Annotated in this window: 11 protein-coding genes and 8 tRNA genes; 7 read left to right on the top strand and 12 right to left on the bottom strand. The window is 63.2% G+C overall.

The genetic code is table 11. From position 1 onward, the window contains the following. Positions 1 to 112: 112 nt before the first annotated feature. Both NHH88_12160 and earP read right to left on the bottom strand, forming a co-directional pair. A complete protein-coding gene (locus NHH88_12160) occupies positions 113 to 688 on the bottom strand; it encodes an elongation factor P (protein ID USX16484.1) in 576 nt (191 codons plus the stop codon). A gap of 130 nt (positions 689 to 818) precedes the next feature. Beyond that, positions 819 to 1,970: an elongation factor P maturation arginine rhamnosyltransferase EarP gene (earP, locus tag NHH88_12155; GenBank protein USX16483.1), complete on the bottom strand. Its 1,152-nt coding sequence runs from the start codon at positions 1,968 to 1,970 to the stop codon at positions 819 to 821. Positions 1,971 to 2,196: 226 nt separating this feature from the next. Here earP and NHH88_12150 point away from each other — a divergent pair, with 226 nt between their 5' ends. The 3 genes from NHH88_12150 to NHH88_12140 all read left to right on the top strand — a co-directional run bounded on the left by NHH88_12150 (position 2,197) and on the right by NHH88_12140 (position 5,828). Next, on the top strand, positions 2,197 to 3,261 hold the full coding sequence (locus NHH88_12150; GenBank protein ID USX16482.1) for a hypothetical protein: 1,065 nt from the start codon (positions 2,197 to 2,199) through the stop codon (positions 3,259 to 3,261). Between the two features lie 93 nt (positions 3,262 to 3,354). Then, positions 3,355 to 3,645 carry a hypothetical protein gene (locus NHH88_12145; protein USX16481.1) on the top strand — a complete coding sequence of 97 codons (291 nt, stop codon included), beginning with the start codon at positions 3,355 to 3,357 and terminating at the stop codon, positions 3,643 to 3,645. An 11-nt stretch (positions 3,646 to 3,656) separates the two neighbouring features. Then, on the top strand, positions 3,657 to 5,828 hold the full coding sequence (locus NHH88_12140; GenBank protein ID USX16480.1) for a S8 family serine peptidase: 2,172 nt from the start codon (positions 3,657 to 3,659) through the stop codon (positions 5,826 to 5,828). Between the two features lie 78 nt (positions 5,829 to 5,906). Here NHH88_12140 and NHH88_12135 read toward each other — a convergent pair. The 10 genes from NHH88_12135 to apbC form a co-directional block, all read right to left on the bottom strand. After that, positions 5,907 to 5,982 (bottom strand) — tRNA-Glu (locus tag NHH88_12135). Between the two features lie 70 nt (positions 5,983 to 6,052). Beyond that, a tRNA-Glu gene (locus NHH88_12130) sits at positions 6,053 to 6,128 on the bottom strand. A 184-nt stretch (positions 6,129 to 6,312) separates the two neighbouring features. Beyond that, a tRNA-Glu gene (locus NHH88_12125) sits at positions 6,313 to 6,388 on the bottom strand. Positions 6,389 to 6,410: 22 nt separating this feature from the next. Then, a tRNA-Ala gene (locus NHH88_12120) sits at positions 6,411 to 6,486 on the bottom strand. Positions 6,487 to 6,559: 73 nt separating this feature from the next. Then, positions 6,560 to 6,635, bottom strand: a tRNA-Glu gene (locus tag NHH88_12115). 44 nt (positions 6,636 to 6,679) lie between these two features. Further along, positions 6,680 to 6,755 (bottom strand) — tRNA-Ala (locus NHH88_12110). Positions 6,756 to 6,884: 129 nt separating this feature from the next. Then, positions 6,885 to 6,960 (bottom strand) — tRNA-Glu (locus NHH88_12105). Between the two features lie 59 nt (positions 6,961 to 7,019). Next, positions 7,020 to 7,095 (bottom strand) — tRNA-Ala (locus NHH88_12100). Positions 7,096 to 7,178: 83 nt separating this feature from the next. Beyond that, positions 7,179 to 8,585 carry a glutamate--tRNA ligase gene (gene gltX / locus NHH88_12095; GenBank protein USX16479.1) on the bottom strand — a complete coding sequence of 469 codons (1,407 nt, stop codon included), beginning with the start codon at positions 8,583 to 8,585 and terminating at the stop codon, positions 7,179 to 7,181. A 51-nt stretch (positions 8,586 to 8,636) separates the two neighbouring features. Further along, positions 8,637 to 9,725, bottom strand: a complete 1,089-nt coding sequence (gene apbC, locus NHH88_12090; protein ID USX16478.1) for an iron-sulfur cluster carrier protein ApbC — start codon at positions 9,723 to 9,725, stop codon at positions 8,637 to 8,639. A gap of 133 nt (positions 9,726 to 9,858) precedes the next feature. Here apbC and metG point away from each other — a divergent pair, with 133 nt between their 5' ends. From metG to NHH88_12070, 4 genes are all read left to right on the top strand, one after another. Further along, positions 9,859 to 12,015, top strand: coding sequence for a methionine--tRNA ligase (gene metG / locus NHH88_12085; protein USX16477.1), 2,157 nt, complete (start codon positions 9,859 to 9,861; stop codon positions 12,013 to 12,015). Positions 12,016 to 12,028: 13 nt separating this feature from the next. Beyond that, the gene (locus tag NHH88_12080; protein ID USX16476.1) at positions 12,029 to 12,508 is read left to right on the top strand and encodes a GNAT family N-acetyltransferase; all 480 of its coding nucleotides are present in this window, start codon (positions 12,029 to 12,031) and stop codon (positions 12,506 to 12,508) included. A gap of 138 nt (positions 12,509 to 12,646) precedes the next feature. Continuing rightward, a complete protein-coding gene (locus tag NHH88_12075) occupies positions 12,647 to 13,114 on the top strand; it encodes a hypothetical protein (GenBank protein ID USX16475.1) in 468 nt (155 codons plus the stop codon). Between the two features lie 614 nt (positions 13,115 to 13,728). After that, positions 13,729 to 15,414, top strand: coding sequence for a PHB depolymerase family esterase (locus NHH88_12070; protein ID USX17328.1), 1,686 nt, complete (start codon positions 13,729 to 13,731; stop codon positions 15,412 to 15,414). Positions 15,415 to 15,422 lie beyond the last annotated feature (8 nt).

Below are 15,422 nucleotides of genomic sequence, written 5' to 3'. Positions count from 1 at the left end.
CTACTTTTAGGCGTAAAAAAAGCACGCCGACGGTTGCGGGCGTGCTTTTTTGCTACAAAATCGCCGATGTTCGGCGATTATCGCTGCATTGATAGTGCTTAATATCGAAGTATTAGTTACGAACGATGCGCTTGTATTCGTTGGTGCGGGTGTCGATCTCGATGACGTCGTCCTGGCTCACGAACAGTGGCACTTGAACGGTGTGCTGCTTCGATTCGATGGCGTTTTCGATCTTGGCTTCTTTCAGGACGTTGCCCGAAGTGTTGCCCTTGACCGCAGGCTCCGAGTACACGATCTGGCGCGCGATGGTGGTCGGCAGTTCGACCGAGATCGCCTTGCCGTCGTAGAACACGGCTTCGCATTCCATACCGTCTTTCAGGTAGTTCAGCGCTTCGCCCAGGTTCTCTTCTTCGATTTCATACTGTTCGTAGTCCGCGTCCATGAAGACGTACAGCGGATCGGCGAAGTACGAGTAGGTCACCGGCTTTTTGTCCAGCACGACCACGTCGAACTTGTCGTCGCCGCGGAAGACGTTTTCCAGCGGGCTGTTGGTCAGAAGATTCTTCATCTTCCATTTGTACGTGAAGCCCGTGCGGCTCGAACCGTTCACATCGGAGCGCAGCACGATGAATGGTTTGCCTTCGACCATGATGATATTGCCAACACGAATTTCTTTTGCAGGTTTCATAGGGAGTGTACGTAAAAAGTAGGTTGCGTAAAAATCATCTGTCGCCGGGCCAAAAGCCGTCAGCTCACGGTTGATCCAGTAAAAATGTGCGAGATTAACCCGGCATTATACCCGGCTTTTCCCGCGACGCCTATCTCAAGCTGGCGGCGAAACGCATCAGGTTGGCGGCCAGATCGCCGTTGGCCAACATCTGTTGCCGCCACTCTTCGGCGCGCGCGGCCATTTGCGGCATCTCCTGGTGGAAGGCGCGCCACAAGCGCGCGTTGTCGCCCTGCCCGGCCGCCGTCGGGGCGCCGTTCCAGTCCAGCGAAAATTGTTCCAGCGCCGGCAGCGCGGCCGCGTAGCGTTGCAGGAAGGCGCGCAACTTCTTGTGGTGCAGATTCTCATCCTGCGGATAGATATGCCAGACGAACGGCTTGCCGGCCCACTGGGCGCGCACGAAGGAATCCTCCCCGCGCACGAAGTTCAGGTCGCAGGCCCACAGCAATTTGTCGTAGTCGGGCTGCGGCACGAACGGCAGCACCCGCACCGTCAACGCGCCGTCGGTGGCCGCCGCGCCCGCCGTGGCCGGTCCGCCGAGGAACGCTTGCAGCGCCTCGGCGGCGACGCCTTCTGGCACCAGGCAAACGATGGCCTCGCCGCCCCGCCGCCAGGCGTCGAACAAGGCCGCGACCGGCGCGTGCGGATAGCAGAACAGCGACACCTTGGTCGCGGCCAGTTCGCGCGCCGTCACGCCCAGCCCGGCCAGGAACGCCGCCATCGCGGCCGGGTCCGACTGGAACGCCAGCCGCTCGGGCTCCAGCGCCGCCTCGCGCAGCAGGCCGCCGGTCTTGTCGGTAAAGCCCGGGAAGAAGAAATGCTTGGTCAGCGGCAGGCGCGGATGGGGCGATGTCAACCGGTGGCAACCCTCGACCCACTCCTCGGCCGTCAAGCCCTCCAGATTGAACCAGACCGGACGCGGCACGCACTCGGCCATCGCGGTGATGTAGCCGGGCGGGATGTCGCAGGCGAAAAACTCGATGACGATGTCGGCCACGTCGGCGGCGCCGTAGACGCCGTCCTGGCCGCGCCAGTGGCGCACGGTGACGCCGTCGATCAGTTGGGTCTCGGCGTCGGTCGCCACTTGCGGGCAGAGGCGCCGGAAGCTGACCAGATCGTCCACCCACAGCCGCACGTCGAGCGCGTGTTCGCGACGCAACTGGCGGGCCAGGCGCCAGCAGATGCCGATGTCGCCGTAGTTGTCGACGACACGGCAAAAGAGATCGAGGCTGCGCAAAGTCATGATGGGGAGCGGTTTAAAAATGAGGCTGGATGATACCTGATTAACGTACGACGGGAACCAAGAATACCAAAACTTCCCTTCCCGCCGCAGGTCCAATTCCTTCCAGCCCAGGGCCGCCGCCCGACCTTGCACAACGAACGAGAACAATAAAAGGCAAGGCGGGTGGCGGCGCACTGGCGCTGGATCAAACGCGATCCACAACATGAACCAATAACAAGGAGATGTCATGAATGAGTTTCAACAATACTATGGACAACAACTAGCGCCGCAACAAATGGGGCCGATGGGCCAGATGGGCCAGATGGGCGGCATGGCGCCGATGGGCTTCCTCGGCGGCATGTTCGGCGCCCCGCTCGGGGGCCTGATCGGACGAGGCATCGGCGGCCTGTTCGGCAACGCCAAACTGGGCAACCAGATCGGCCAGATGGCCGGCGGCATCGGCGGCTCCTTCCTGCCGCTGGGCGTCGACCCTGTCAGCGCCGCCTACGCACAGCAACAACAGCTGCAACAGCTCCAGCTACAACAACAATTACAGCAGCAACAGATGATGCAGCAGATGCAGCAGCCGGGCGATCTGTCTGCGCAAGGCTGGTTCGGCAATATGGTGAAACAAGTGGCGCGGCCGTTGGGCGGCGCGATCGGCGGCGCTTTCGGTAACGCCGGCATGGGCAACACCATCGGCGGCATCGCCGGCCAGCTGGGCGGCATGCTGCCGTTCGGCGCCGATCCAATGCAAGCCTACGCGCAAGCACAACAAGAGGCGCAACTGCAGCAGTTGCAACTGCAGGGCATGATTCCATCGCAAAGCTGGTTCAGCAACCTGATGCGCCAACAGCGCCCGTTCACCAGCGCCATCTCGCCCACGATCGGCAACACGGGAATCATGGGGCCGCGCATCGGCAGCCTGCCAACCGGACAGAACCATAACTTCCTGCCGTTCAGCGCCGATCCGATGGCCCAAGCCTACGCCATGCAGGAAGCCCAGATGCAGCAGATGCAGCAGATGCAGGACGCGCAGGGACTGATGCCGCAAGGCGGCTGGTTCGGCAACCTGATCAAGAACGTCGCCCAGCCATTGGGCGGCGCGATTGGCGGCGCGTTCGGCAACGCGGGGATGGGCAACGCCATCGGCGGCATCGCCGGCCAGCTGGGCGGCATGCTGCCGTTCGGCACCGATCCGATCACTGCCGCTTACGCCCAGCAAGCCGCCCAGCAAGCCCAACTGGCCCAGTTAGCTCAGCAGCAAGTCGGCAACGGCGCGATGTATGGCGGTCAGCAAACGCTGCACTGATGCCGCACTGAGACGCTGAGGCGACGGCGCCGCACGCCGTCCTTGCCCTCCGACGGCTTCGGCCTCGGAGGGCGCTGCTTTAAGGAGAAACCCATGAGCCATGCGCAAACCGCGCCAGGCAAGGCCAGGTATCTGATCCACGCCGCCAGCGGCACGCCGCTGACGGACTTTCTGGCGTTGGCCGAGACGGATCCCGAGATCACCGTGATCGATCTGATCGGCCCGCGCGGACAGCCGCACACAGCCGTTTTGGAAATCAGCGAAGACACCGCGCAACGGCTGCAGCAGCAGTTCCGCGACGCCAGCGCCCCCACCCACCAATTGACGATAGAACCGGACCGCCCGCTGTCGATGTTCGACAGCGGCGCGGTCGGTCCGATTTGAAAGGAATCCACATGCCCAAGAATCCCAACGGCGGCGCACCGATGCCGCCGGAGTCCACATCAAGCGGCGGCGAACCGGCCGCCGCGCCCAGTACTGAAGGGCGCGGCGGCGGCCGCGGGACCGGCGCCGCATCCGGCGGCCCCGCCGCCGCCAGTGCCACCGGCACCACCACCGGTGGCGGCACGTCGGCGACCGGCAGCTCCGGCGGCGCAGGCGATGATGCCGCCGGCGCCGTCGCTGCCGGCCCCGCCGCCACCCCTGTCGGGGACTCCCCCACCGCCGGTCCCGCCGACGGCAATGCCGCGCGGGCGGCCGACAGCCGGGCCGACAGCGTCGGTCGCGCCGTCGGCTCGCGCAAGAAACAATACGTCGTCGCGCCGCGCCAGGTGCCGGAGGGCTTGCAAACGCTGGGCTTCCAGCCGCTGCAGTTCTCGGCGCTGGAACAGGCGCTGCGCAACAGCGCCGACATCGAAGTGGTCGATACGGTCGGTCCCAAATCGGTGCTGGGCGCGCTGGCCGACGGCATGGGCGGCAGCCAGGGCGTGCTGGTGGCGCGCATGACGGAACAGAAAGCGGCCCTGCTGCACCAGCAGGGCCAGGGGCGATTGCTGGTCGAGCACGACCAGCACCTGACCTTGATGGAGCCGGCGCTGCGCCAGCCGCAGATGGTGACCGGCGTCATGCCCAGCGGCGGCGGTCCGGTCGTCAACGCCGTCATCAGCGTGATCGGCAAGGACGGCGCGCCGCAGGCGGACGCCGAGGTGTCGCTGTTCGGCGGCATGATGCCGGCCAGCGGCAAGACCGACGCCAACGGCCAGGTCACGTTGTCGCTGTTCGGCGAGACGCCGGAGTCGATCACCGGCCTGTACGTGAAACCCAAGGCGGACTACTGGAGCTTCTACCAGCGCGATCCCGACATCAGCACCGACGAAGCCAATGTGGTGGCGCTGCGCGCGCTGTCGGACTGGCCGGCGCTGGCGGGCTTTCCACGCCAGCGCGCGCTCGGCTGGGGACAGAAGGCGATGCGGCTCGACCAGTTGCCGGGCGCCTACCGGGGCCAGGGCATCAAGATCGCCGTCGTCGATTCCGGCGCGGCCACCTCGCACGACAATCTGCACGGCATCAAGGCCGGCTTCGACGTGATGAATAAGAAGACCGATCCCGAGGGCTGGGACCAGGACACGATGGGCCACGGCAGTCATTGTGCCGGCATCATCGCGGCGGCCGACATCGCCTCCGGCATACGCGGCTTCGCGCCCGACACCGAGGTCCATGCGTGCAAGCTGTTCCCGGGCGGCCAGGTCAGCCAGCTGATCGACGCGCTCGAGTACTGCATCGAGAAACAGATCGATGTCGTCAACCTGAGCCTGGGCGGGGCCGAAGTGTCCGAGGCGCTGGAACAGCAAATCCTGCGCGCCAAGCGGGCCGGCATCGCCTGCATCGTCGCGGCCGGCAACTCGGGCGGTCCGGTGCAATATCCTGCCTCGTCGCCGAACGTGCTGGCGGTGGCGGCCATCGGCAAGCTCGACGAGTTCCCGATCGACAGCTACCACGCGCAGACGCTCGATTCCAACGTCGACGCCTACGGTTATTTCACCGCCAAGTTCAGCTGCTTCGGACCGCAGGTTGGCGTATGCGGACCTGGTGTGGCGATCACGTCATGCGTGCCGCCGAATAACTTCGCGGCCTGGGACGGCACCTCGATGGCGACCCCGCACATCACCGGCCTGGCCGCGCTGACCCTGGCGCACCATCCGGATTTCCAGACCCCGCAGTACAAGGTGCGCGGCGCCGAGCGCGTCGAGCGGCTGTTCCAGATCATCCGCGCCAGCGCGCGCCGGGTCAGCCTGGGCGACCAGAGCCGCACCGGTTTCGGCATGCCGGATGTGCTGGTGGCGGTGGGCCTGCAAACGACGACCGGGCAAGCGGTGCAGCAGCCGGCGGTGGCGCCGCAAGCGCACATGCTGCAGCAGCCGGTCATCGCGGGCATGATGGCGCCGCAAGGCATGATGGCCCAGCAAGGCATGCTGTCGCCGCAAGGGATGCTGTCGCCGTTTATGACCGGCGGGATGGAACCGTTCGGGCTGGAGCTGGCGCGCGCGCCGTGGAATATTCCACGTACCGGGCCGTGGTATCAGATCTCGCCGACGATGCCGCCGCGGTATCCGACCTTCCAATGGTGACGTATTAAAAAAATGCGTGAAAAACGCGCCGGACAATGCAAAAAGCCGCGCGAGGCGGCTTTTTGCATATTGCTTGTTTGGCGTCCCCAGGGGGATTCGAACCCCCGTACTCACCGTGAAAGGGTGATGTCCTAGGCCTCTAGACGATGGGGACAGAAATCTGTCCGTGTTGCTGACCTGAACTGCTGGTAAAACTCTAGACTGCTGGTAAGACTGGAAAAATCTGGCGTCCCCAGGGGGATTCGAACCCCCGTACTCACCGTGAAAGGGTGATGTCCTAGGCCTCTAGACGATGGGGACTTTTCCAAGGCGCGAATCATAGCAGTCAAATTCACCGAACGCAATAGCAAACCCTTGTTTTTGCACGATATTCCCGCAAGATTGGCAGCCCGGCAACGAGCACCCACGAAAACAAAAGCGCGCGAAAGCGGCGGCGCAAATACAAAAAAGCCGCACAAGGCGGCTTCATCATCGAATCAAATACTGGCGTCCCCAGGGGGATTCGAACCCCCGTACTCACCGTGAAAGGGTGATGTCCTAGGCCTCTAGACGATGGGGACATGTCGGTGCTCTCTGCGCTAATGGTGGAGGTAAGCGGGATCGAACCGCTGACCTCTTGCATGCCATGCAAGCGCTCTCCCAGCTGAGCTATACCCCCCGGGCGCAGAAAGTCTTCTGTCGTACTACGGTGCTGCAACTACCTCTTCTACTACTCGTCAGCCTGGCAAAGCTGGCGTCCCCAGGGGGATTCGAACCCCCGTACTCACCGTGAAAGGGTGATGTCCTAGGCCTCTAGACGATGGGGACCTTGGCACTACGGTTACTACGTCGTCACTATCATCTCCGCGCAGTGGTGGAGGTAAGCGGGATCGAACCGCTGACCTCTTGCATGCCATGCAAGCGCTCTCCCAGCTGAGCTATACCCCCCGGGCGCAGAAATAATAAAAGCCGCTTGCGCGACTTTTGTTTTCACTACTTGTATCTATCCAGCATGAAGCCAAACATCAAACAAATCAGTACAAACAACGTCAACTACAACTCTACTACTTTACAACTTGGCGTCCCCAGGGGGATTCGAACCCCCGTACTCACCGTGAAAGGGTGATGTCCTAGGCCTCTAGACGATGGGGACCGCGAACAACCAAACTGCCACTACGTTTCTGCGCATTTTCAACTGTCACCAAAGTTTCTTGGTGGAGGTAAGCGGGATCGAACCGCTGACCTCTTGCATGCCATGCAAGCGCTCTCCCAGCTGAGCTATACCCCCGTTGGCGCAGAAACAAGAGTATAGCAAAGAAGCCGCACTATGCAAATACCCTTTTGCAACTTTGCTCTGGTTTTAATTCAAACTCAGAGAAATTTCGCCAGACGCGCAACAATCGCGTCGCGACCGAAGATCTGCAACACCGCATCGATGGCCGGCGTCTGCAGTTGACCGGTGACGATCAGGCGCAGCGGCATGGCGATCTGCGGCATCTTCAAGCTATTCGCGGCAAGCACTTCCTTGATCATCGCGGCCAGCGCTTCCTTGCTCCACTCCACCGTCTTGCAGCGGTCGGCGAACTGCGCCAGCGCCGGCTTGACGGCGTCGGTCAGATGCTGAGCCAGCAGCGCCGCGTCCGGCTGCGGCGCTCGGTAGAACAGCATCGCCGCGTCGGCCAGTTCGTTGACGGTATTGGTGCGCTCCTTCATCAGCGCCAGCACGGCCGGCAGATCGGGGGCGCCTTCGAACTCGGCGCCGGCGGCCAGCATGCGCGGCTTGGCCAGCTCGGCCAGGCGTGCGTTGTCGGCCTGCTTGATATAGTGGTTGTTGAGCCAGTTCAGTTTTTCGATGTTGAACTGCGCGGCCGAGTTGGACAGATGCGAGCCGTCGAACCAGCTAATAACCTGCTCCATCGAAAACACTTCGTCGTCGCCGTGGCTCCAGCCCAGGCGCGCCAGATAGTTCAGGATCGCTTCCGGCAGATAACCTTGCGCCGGATATTCCATGACGTTGACCGCGTCCTTACGCTTGGACATCTTCTGGCCGTCGGAACCGAGGATCATCGGCAGGTGGCCGTACAACGGCAGCGGCGCGCCGATCGCGCGCAGGATGTTGATTTGACGTGGCGTGTTGTTGACGTGGTCGTCGCCGCGCAGCACGTGGCTGATCTGCATGTCCCAGTCGTCGACGGCCACGCAGAAGTTATAGGTCGGCGTGCCGTCGGGACGGGCGATGACCAGATCGTCCAGTTCCTTGTTGCCGATGGTGATGGTGCCTTTGACGAAATCGTCCCAGGTCACTTCGCCGTCGAGCGGGTTTTTGAAACGCACCACCGGCTTGCGGCCTTCCGGAATCGCCGGCAGGGTCTTGCCCGGCTCGGGACGCCAGGTGCCGTCGTAGCGCGGCTTTTCGCCGGCCGCGCGCATGCGCTCGCGCATCGCTTCGACTTCTTCCGGCGACGAGTAGCAGTGGTAGGCGGTGCCGGCGGTCAGCATCTGGCCCACCACCTCGCGGTAGCGGTCCATGCGCTGCATCTGGTAGAACGGGCCTTCGTCGTGGTTCAGGCCCAGCCATTCCATGCCTTCGATGATGGCTTGCACCGCTTCCGGCGTGGAGCGCTCCAGGTCGGTGTCCTCGATGCGCAGCACGAAGGTGCCGCCGAAGTGACGGGCGAAAGCCCACGAGTACAGCGCCGTGCGGGCGCCGCCGAGGTGGAGGAAGCCGGTCGGGCTGGGAGCAAAGCGGGTACGGACTGGCGTGGCTGGTGTGGTCATCGAGGTAAGAAAGCTGAGATGTAAAAGCAGCTATTTTACCTCGTCGCCGCCTTAATCGTTCTTGATAACGATGCTCGGGAACTTGCTGGTCATGTCCTTGGCCTTCTCGGACACCTGCACCGCGATCTTGCGGGCGATGTCTTTATAGATGGCGGCGACCTGGCCGTCCGGATCGGCCACCACCGTCGGCTTGCCGGAATCGGCCTGCTCGCGGATCGCCATCGTCAGCGGCAGCGCGCCGAGGAACTCGACGTTGAAGTCCTTGCACATCTTGGCGCCGCCGCCGGCGCCGAAGATTTCCTCCGCGTGGCCGCAGTTCGAGCAAATATGCGTGCTCATGTTCTCGACGATGCCCAGGATCGGAATGCCGACCTTCTCGAACATCTTCAGGCCCTTGCGCGCGTCCAGCAGCGCGATGTCCTGCGGCGTGGTGACGATGACGGCGCCGGTGACGGGCACCTTCTGCGACAAGGTCAGCTGGATATCGCCGGTGCCCGGCGGCATGTCGACGATCAGATAGTCCAGGTCGCGCCAGTTGGTCTGCTCCAGCAGTTGCTGCAGCGCCTGCGTGACCATCGGGCCGCGCCACACCATCGGCTCGTCCGGGTCGATCAGGAAGCCGATCGACGACACTTGCACGCCGTGGTTTTCCAGCGGCTCCATCGATTTGCCGTCCTTGGTCTCCGGACGGCCCGACACGCCCAGCATCATCGGCTGCGACGGACCGTAGATGTCGGCGTCGAGCAGGCCGACCGAGGCGCCCTCGGCGGCCAGCGCCAGCGCCAGGTTGACGGCGGTGGTCGATTTGCCGACCCCGCCCTTGCCCGAGGCGACGGCGATGATGTTTTTCACGTTCGGCATGAGCTTGAGGCCGCGCTGCACCGTGTGCGGGATGACCTTGGTCGAGACGCCGACGCTGATGTTGCCCGCGCCCGGCACCGCCTTGAGGCCCGCGATAACGCTGGCGCGGATGCTGTCGACCTGGCTCTTGGCCGGATAGCCCAGCTCGATATCGAGGGAGATATCACCGTTGTCGACCTTCAAATTCTTGACGGCCTTGCCGCTGACGTAATCTTTCGTTGTATTTGGATCAATGATTTTGGACAGCGCCGCCTTGACGTCTTCTACTGTAATGCTCATGTGACTCTCCGTGAAATGTGCGCCCATTTTAGCGCATCGCGCCATAATTACCGGCCGCGCCACATTGCCGGAGTGACCGCTTGCCGCTTCCACTGTTAAAATGCTCCTTTTCCACCCACAAAGTGCATCAACCATGACCCGCAAGCTGTTCGTCACCACTGCCCTGCCCTACGCAAACGCCGCTTTCCATATTGGCCACATGATGGAGTACATCCAGGCCGACATCTGGGTCCGGTTCCAGCGAATGCAGCGCGACGGTGATGCACCGCGCACGGTGCACTTCGTCGGCGCCGACGACACCCACGGCACGCCGATCATGATCGCCGCCGAAAAGGAAGGCATCACGCCGCAGGAGTTCGTCGCCAAGATCGCCGCCGGCCGCGCCCAGTACCTCGACGGCTTCCACATCGCCTTCGATAACTGGTACTCGACCGACTCGCCGGAAAACGTCGAGTTGTCGCAGGGCATCTACCGCAAGCTGCGCGACGCCGGCCTGATCCAGACCAAGATCGTGCCGCGCTTCTACGACCCGGTCAAAGGCATGTTCCTGGCCGACCGCAACATCAAGGGCGAATGCCCGGTGTGCCACGCCAAGGACCAGTACGGCGACAATTGCGAAGTGTGCGGCGCGGCCTACCAGCCGACCGAACTGATCAATCCGTTCTCGGTGTTCACCAACGCCACGCCGGTGCTCAAGGACTCGGAACAGTACTTCTTCAAGCTGTCCGACCCGCGCTGCTACGAATTCCTCAAGGAATGGCTGAACACACCCGGCCGTTTGCAGCCGGAAATGGTCAACAAGGTCAGCGAATGGCTGGGCGAGTCCGGCGAAAAGCTGGCCGACTGGGACATCTCGCGCGATGCGCCCTACTTCGGCATCCCGATTCCCGACGCGCCGGGCAAGTTCTTCTACGTCTGGCTGGACGCGCCGGTCGGCTACCTGGCCAGCCTGAAAAACTATTGCGAGAAGCAAGGCATCGACTTCAACGAACTGTTGAACGACCCGGCCACCGAACAGATCCACTTCATCGGCAAGGACATCGTTTCCTTCCACCTGCTGTTCTGGCCGGCGATGCTGAAGTTCGCCGGCCATCCGGTGATCGACAAGCTCAAGGTCAACGTGCACGGCCACCTGACCGTCAACAACGAAAAAATGTCCAAGTCGCGCGGCACCGGCATCTCGCCGCTGCGCTACCTGAACCTGGGCATGAACCCGGAATGGCTGCGCTACTACATCGCCTTCAAGCTGAACTCGAAAGTGGAAGACCTGGACTTCACCGGCGAAGACTTCGTCGCGCGCGTCAATAGCGACCTGATCGGTAAGTACGTCAACATCGCCAGCCGCTGCGCCGGCTTCATCGCCAAGAAATTCGACGGCAAGCTGGCCAGTTCGCTGTCCGAGGGCGCGCAGGGCTGGATCAAGCGCGCGCTGGTGACGGCCGAGGGCGTCGAACGCCAGGCCAGCATCGGCGCCAATTTCGAGGCGCGCGAGTTCGGCAAGGCGCTGCGCGAAATCATGGAAATCGCCGACATCACCAACCAGTATGTCGACGAGAACAAGCCGTGGATTTTGGCCAAGGACGAAGCCAAGATCGCGGAATTGCACGACGTCTGCACCGCCGCGCTGATCCTGTTCCGCCAGCTGACCATCCTGCTGTCGCCGGTGCTGCCGGGTGTGGCCGCCAACGTCGCCAAGTTCCTCAACGACGAGCAACTGGTATGGGCCGACACCGATGTCGCCAGCGGCGCCGTCTCGCAGGCCATGCTGGGCCGCACCATCGGCGCCTACAGCCACCTGATGACGCGCGTGGATGCCAAGATGATCGAAGAGCTGTTCGACGCGCCCGCTCCGGCCGCAGCCGCCCCGGCCGCGGCCCCTGCTGCCGCCGCCGCCGCTGCGGGCGGCACCGCCGCGCCGACGGCCGCCACCGGTATCGAGGAACTGGCGCCGGAGATCAAGATCGACGACTTCGTCAAGATCGATTTGCGCATCGCCAAGATCGTCAACTGCGAACACGTCGACGGCTCCGACAAGCTGCTGCGCCTGACCCTGGACGTCGGCGAAGGCCGCCACCGCAATGTCTTCTCCGGCATCAAATCGATGTACAAGCCGGAAGAGCTGGTCGGCAAGCTGACCGTGCTGGTCGCCAACCTGGCGCCGCGCAAGATGAAGTTCGGCGTCTCCGAAGGCATGGTGCTGGCGGCCTCTGCGGCCGACGAGAAGGCCAATCCCGGCATCTATATTTTGAATCCGTGGCCGGGCGCCGAGCCGGGCATGCGCATCCGTTAAGGACAGCCCAGGCATGAACATCGTAGTGCGCGAAGCGACGGAAGAAGATGCCAAACTGATTGCCGAGCTCACGCGCGCCGCGTGGGCCGGCAAGGTCAGCGTCACCTCCAGCGGACACCGCGAAACCGCCGTCGTCGTTGCAGACCATCTGCGCGACGGCGGCGGTTTTGTTTTATTGATCGACGACGAGCCCGTCGGCTCGGTGCGCTGGCTGCCGCTCGATTCCGAATCGGACGTGTGGGAGATCTGCCGCATGGGCGTACTGCCGCGTTACCGGGGCAGCAACCTGTCGCAGCACCTGCTCGAGGCGGTGATCCACCACGGCCTGGCCTGCGGTGTCGAAGAAGTGCGCCTCGCCGTGCGGGCCGACCAGCCCAAGCTGATCGATTTCTACGCCGCCTACGAATTCGAACTGGCGGAAGAACTCGAATACTCGCATGCCAATCCGATGGAAACGCCGCCGTTGGTCATGCGCCGCTCGTTGCGCCACTGACTTTACCGCTGAGCTTGAGGCGCGGACTTGCATTCGCGCTTCCCCCAATCCGACCTCGACGCGGGCGGCTATCCTACTTTCCTCTGCTCGTCCCTGTGAAAAAATAGCGACTCCTATCAACCTAATTGAGGAGCCAACATGAAAAACAAATTCGCAGCGTTGACGATTGCAATCCTGATGAGCGCGGCCGCAGTGGCCCAAACGAGCGGCACCGGTGGCACCGGCAGCGGTAGCGGCCAGTCCGGCACCAGTGGCCAAACCGGCACCAGCGGCCAGACCGGCAGTGGCGGCAGCGGCACCGGCAGCGGCAGCGGAACGCAATCCGGCACCGGCAGCGGCTCGGCCGGTAGCCAGGCGGCCGGCAGTGGCGGCATGACCGGCAGCCAGTCGGGCGGCTCGACCACGGGGCAATCCGGCTCGACCGGCGGCTCGACCAGTACCGACCAGTACGGTAGCGGCAGCGCCACCGGTTCGGGTAGCAGCGGCAGCAGCGCCACCGGAACCAGCGGCAGCCGCACCCAGGACGGCACCACCTCGTCGACCCGCAACAAGCAGTCGAAAAACAAGAACAAGTCCGATAAAAACGACACCACTAGCAACCGCTAAGGCTTGTCGCCAAAGTCCTGCCGCACCTTGTGCTTCAAGGCCCGCCATCGACGGCGGGCCTTGGCCACGTCCCGCTCCACATCCCCTTCCCCCCTCAGGCTAGCCCTCACAGCTACCCCCATCGGCTCCCGAGCGCATCCGCAACATTACGTTACAAAAAGATGAGCGTAGACAGCATTTTCTCGCGGAACTAAATTCCTTTGATCTATGTCAAAGCTGTTGAGAGAAGCGAGGCCGGGCTTGCGTGGCGACGATATCGTTTGTCGTTTGCGCGCAAAAAAGGCGGCCAACTCATCGGGATGCGGGTGCAACGTGACGCTGTCACACCATCATTTCGATAGTCATCCACTCCCACGCAAAGGCTAGCGAACGCGGCCGTAAAGGCTGCGGGGGCTGGCGCGCGCAGGTCCGGACCCGTTATCTCACATCGCTCGCAGAAGCGAATCACACACACAACAGTAGAAATACTGGGGTGCTTGTAAGCATATTTTTTTGCACTAATATTTTCTTCACCCGCTTGCTGAGCGGTCGAAAATATATCTACATAACGGAGACAACAAATCATGGCAATTAACATCAAACGCTTGGTGTCGCGCGCGCTCGCCGCTACCGTCATGCTGGCGTCCGCCTGCATGGCCCACGCCGCTACGGCTGGGCCCGGTACGTGGAGCACGCAGCAAAGCTGGGCGACCGATACCGTCAATGGCGGCAAGCTCACGGGCTACTTCTACTGGCCCGCGTCGCAACCGACCTTGGCCGGCAAGCGGGCGCTGGTCCTGGTGCTGCACGGCTGCCAGCAAACAGCCACCAACGACGTCATCAACAGCGGCACCGACGGCGGCTACAACTGGAAGACGGTGGCCGAGAAATACGGCGCCGTCATCATCGCCCCCAACGCCACCGGCAACGTCTATGCGAATCATTGCTGGGACTACGCCAGCACCAACCACAACCGCACCAGCGGCCACGACGCAGTCCTGCTCGACGTCGTCAACCGCTTCGTCGCCGATCCGCAATACGCGATCGATCCCAACCAGGTGTATGTGACCGGCCTGTCCTCGGGCGGCGGCGAGACGATGGCGCTGGGCTGTTTGGCACCGGATGTGTTCGCCGGTATCGGCATCAACGCCGGTCCCACACCGGGTACCACGACCTTGCAGATCGGCGCCGTACCGTCGGGCTATTCCGCCACCACGGCCGCCAACAAATGCAAGGCGATGGCCGGCAGTAGCGCCAGCAAATTCGCCACGCAAATTGCAGGCACCATCTGGGGCACCTTCGACTACACCGTGGGGCAGGCGTACGGCCCACTCGGCGCGGCGGCGATGCGCCAGGTCTATGGCGGCACCTTCACGGCGGACGCGGCGACGACGGTGCCTGGCGGCGGCAGCAACATCCAGTACCGCGACAGCAACGGCAAGGTGCGCACGCACGAAATCACCGTGACCGGCATGGGCCACTCGTGGCCGGCAGGTAGCGGCGGTCAAAACATGAACTACGTTGACGCCACCAAGGTCGACTATCCGGCGTTCGTCATGGACTTCTGGTACAAGAACAACCTGCGTGTATCGAGCGTCGCCGGCCCCACCGTGACGTCTTGCACGGCCAACGTCATCAGCGCCACCAGCGCGACCATCAGCGGCGCCGCCACCACCCCCGGCAGCGTTGCGAACTACACCGTGGCATTGAACGGGCCAACCCCGGTCAACGACACCGCGGCCGGCAGCGGCCCGAGCTTCAGCAAGACGTATAACCTGAGCAACGGCTACTACAGCGGCACCGTCACCGCCACCGACAACCTCGGCCAGACGTCCGCCGCCTGCGCGGTCCCGCAGTTCCTCGTCGGTAGCGCGCCAAGCCTGCCGGCGCCGTCCGGCCTGAGCGCCGGCAGCGCAAGCGCCACCGCTGTACCGCTGAGCTGGAACGCCGTCAACGGCGCCACCGGTTACAACGTCTACCGCAATGGCGTCAAGGTAACGGCCACCCCGGTGACCACGCTGACCTACACCGCGACCGGACTGACCGCCGGCACGACGTACAGCTTTGCCGTGTCGTCCGTCGGTCCGGACGGCGAGAGCGCGATCTCGGCACCGGTGAGCGTCACCACGACGTCGGGCTTCGTCTGCACGACGGTTACCGCCAGCAACTATGCGCACGTAAAGGCCGGCCGCGCCCACCACGTCGCTGGCTACGCGCTGGCCAACGGGTCCGACCAGGTGCTGGGGCTGTACAGCATCTTCTTCATGCGGACTTTGGCGCAGACGTCCGCCGGCTACTACATCGTCGGTAGCTGCCCGTAAGCACTAAC

Source organism: Oxalobacteraceae bacterium OTU3CAMAD1, from assembly GCA_024123915.1.
Taxonomy (GTDB): Bacteria; Pseudomonadota; Gammaproteobacteria; order Burkholderiales; family Burkholderiaceae_D; genus Rugamonas.
The sequence above is the reverse complement of the archived record's forward strand: the minus strand, read 5'-3'. Positions and strand labels throughout refer to the sequence as shown.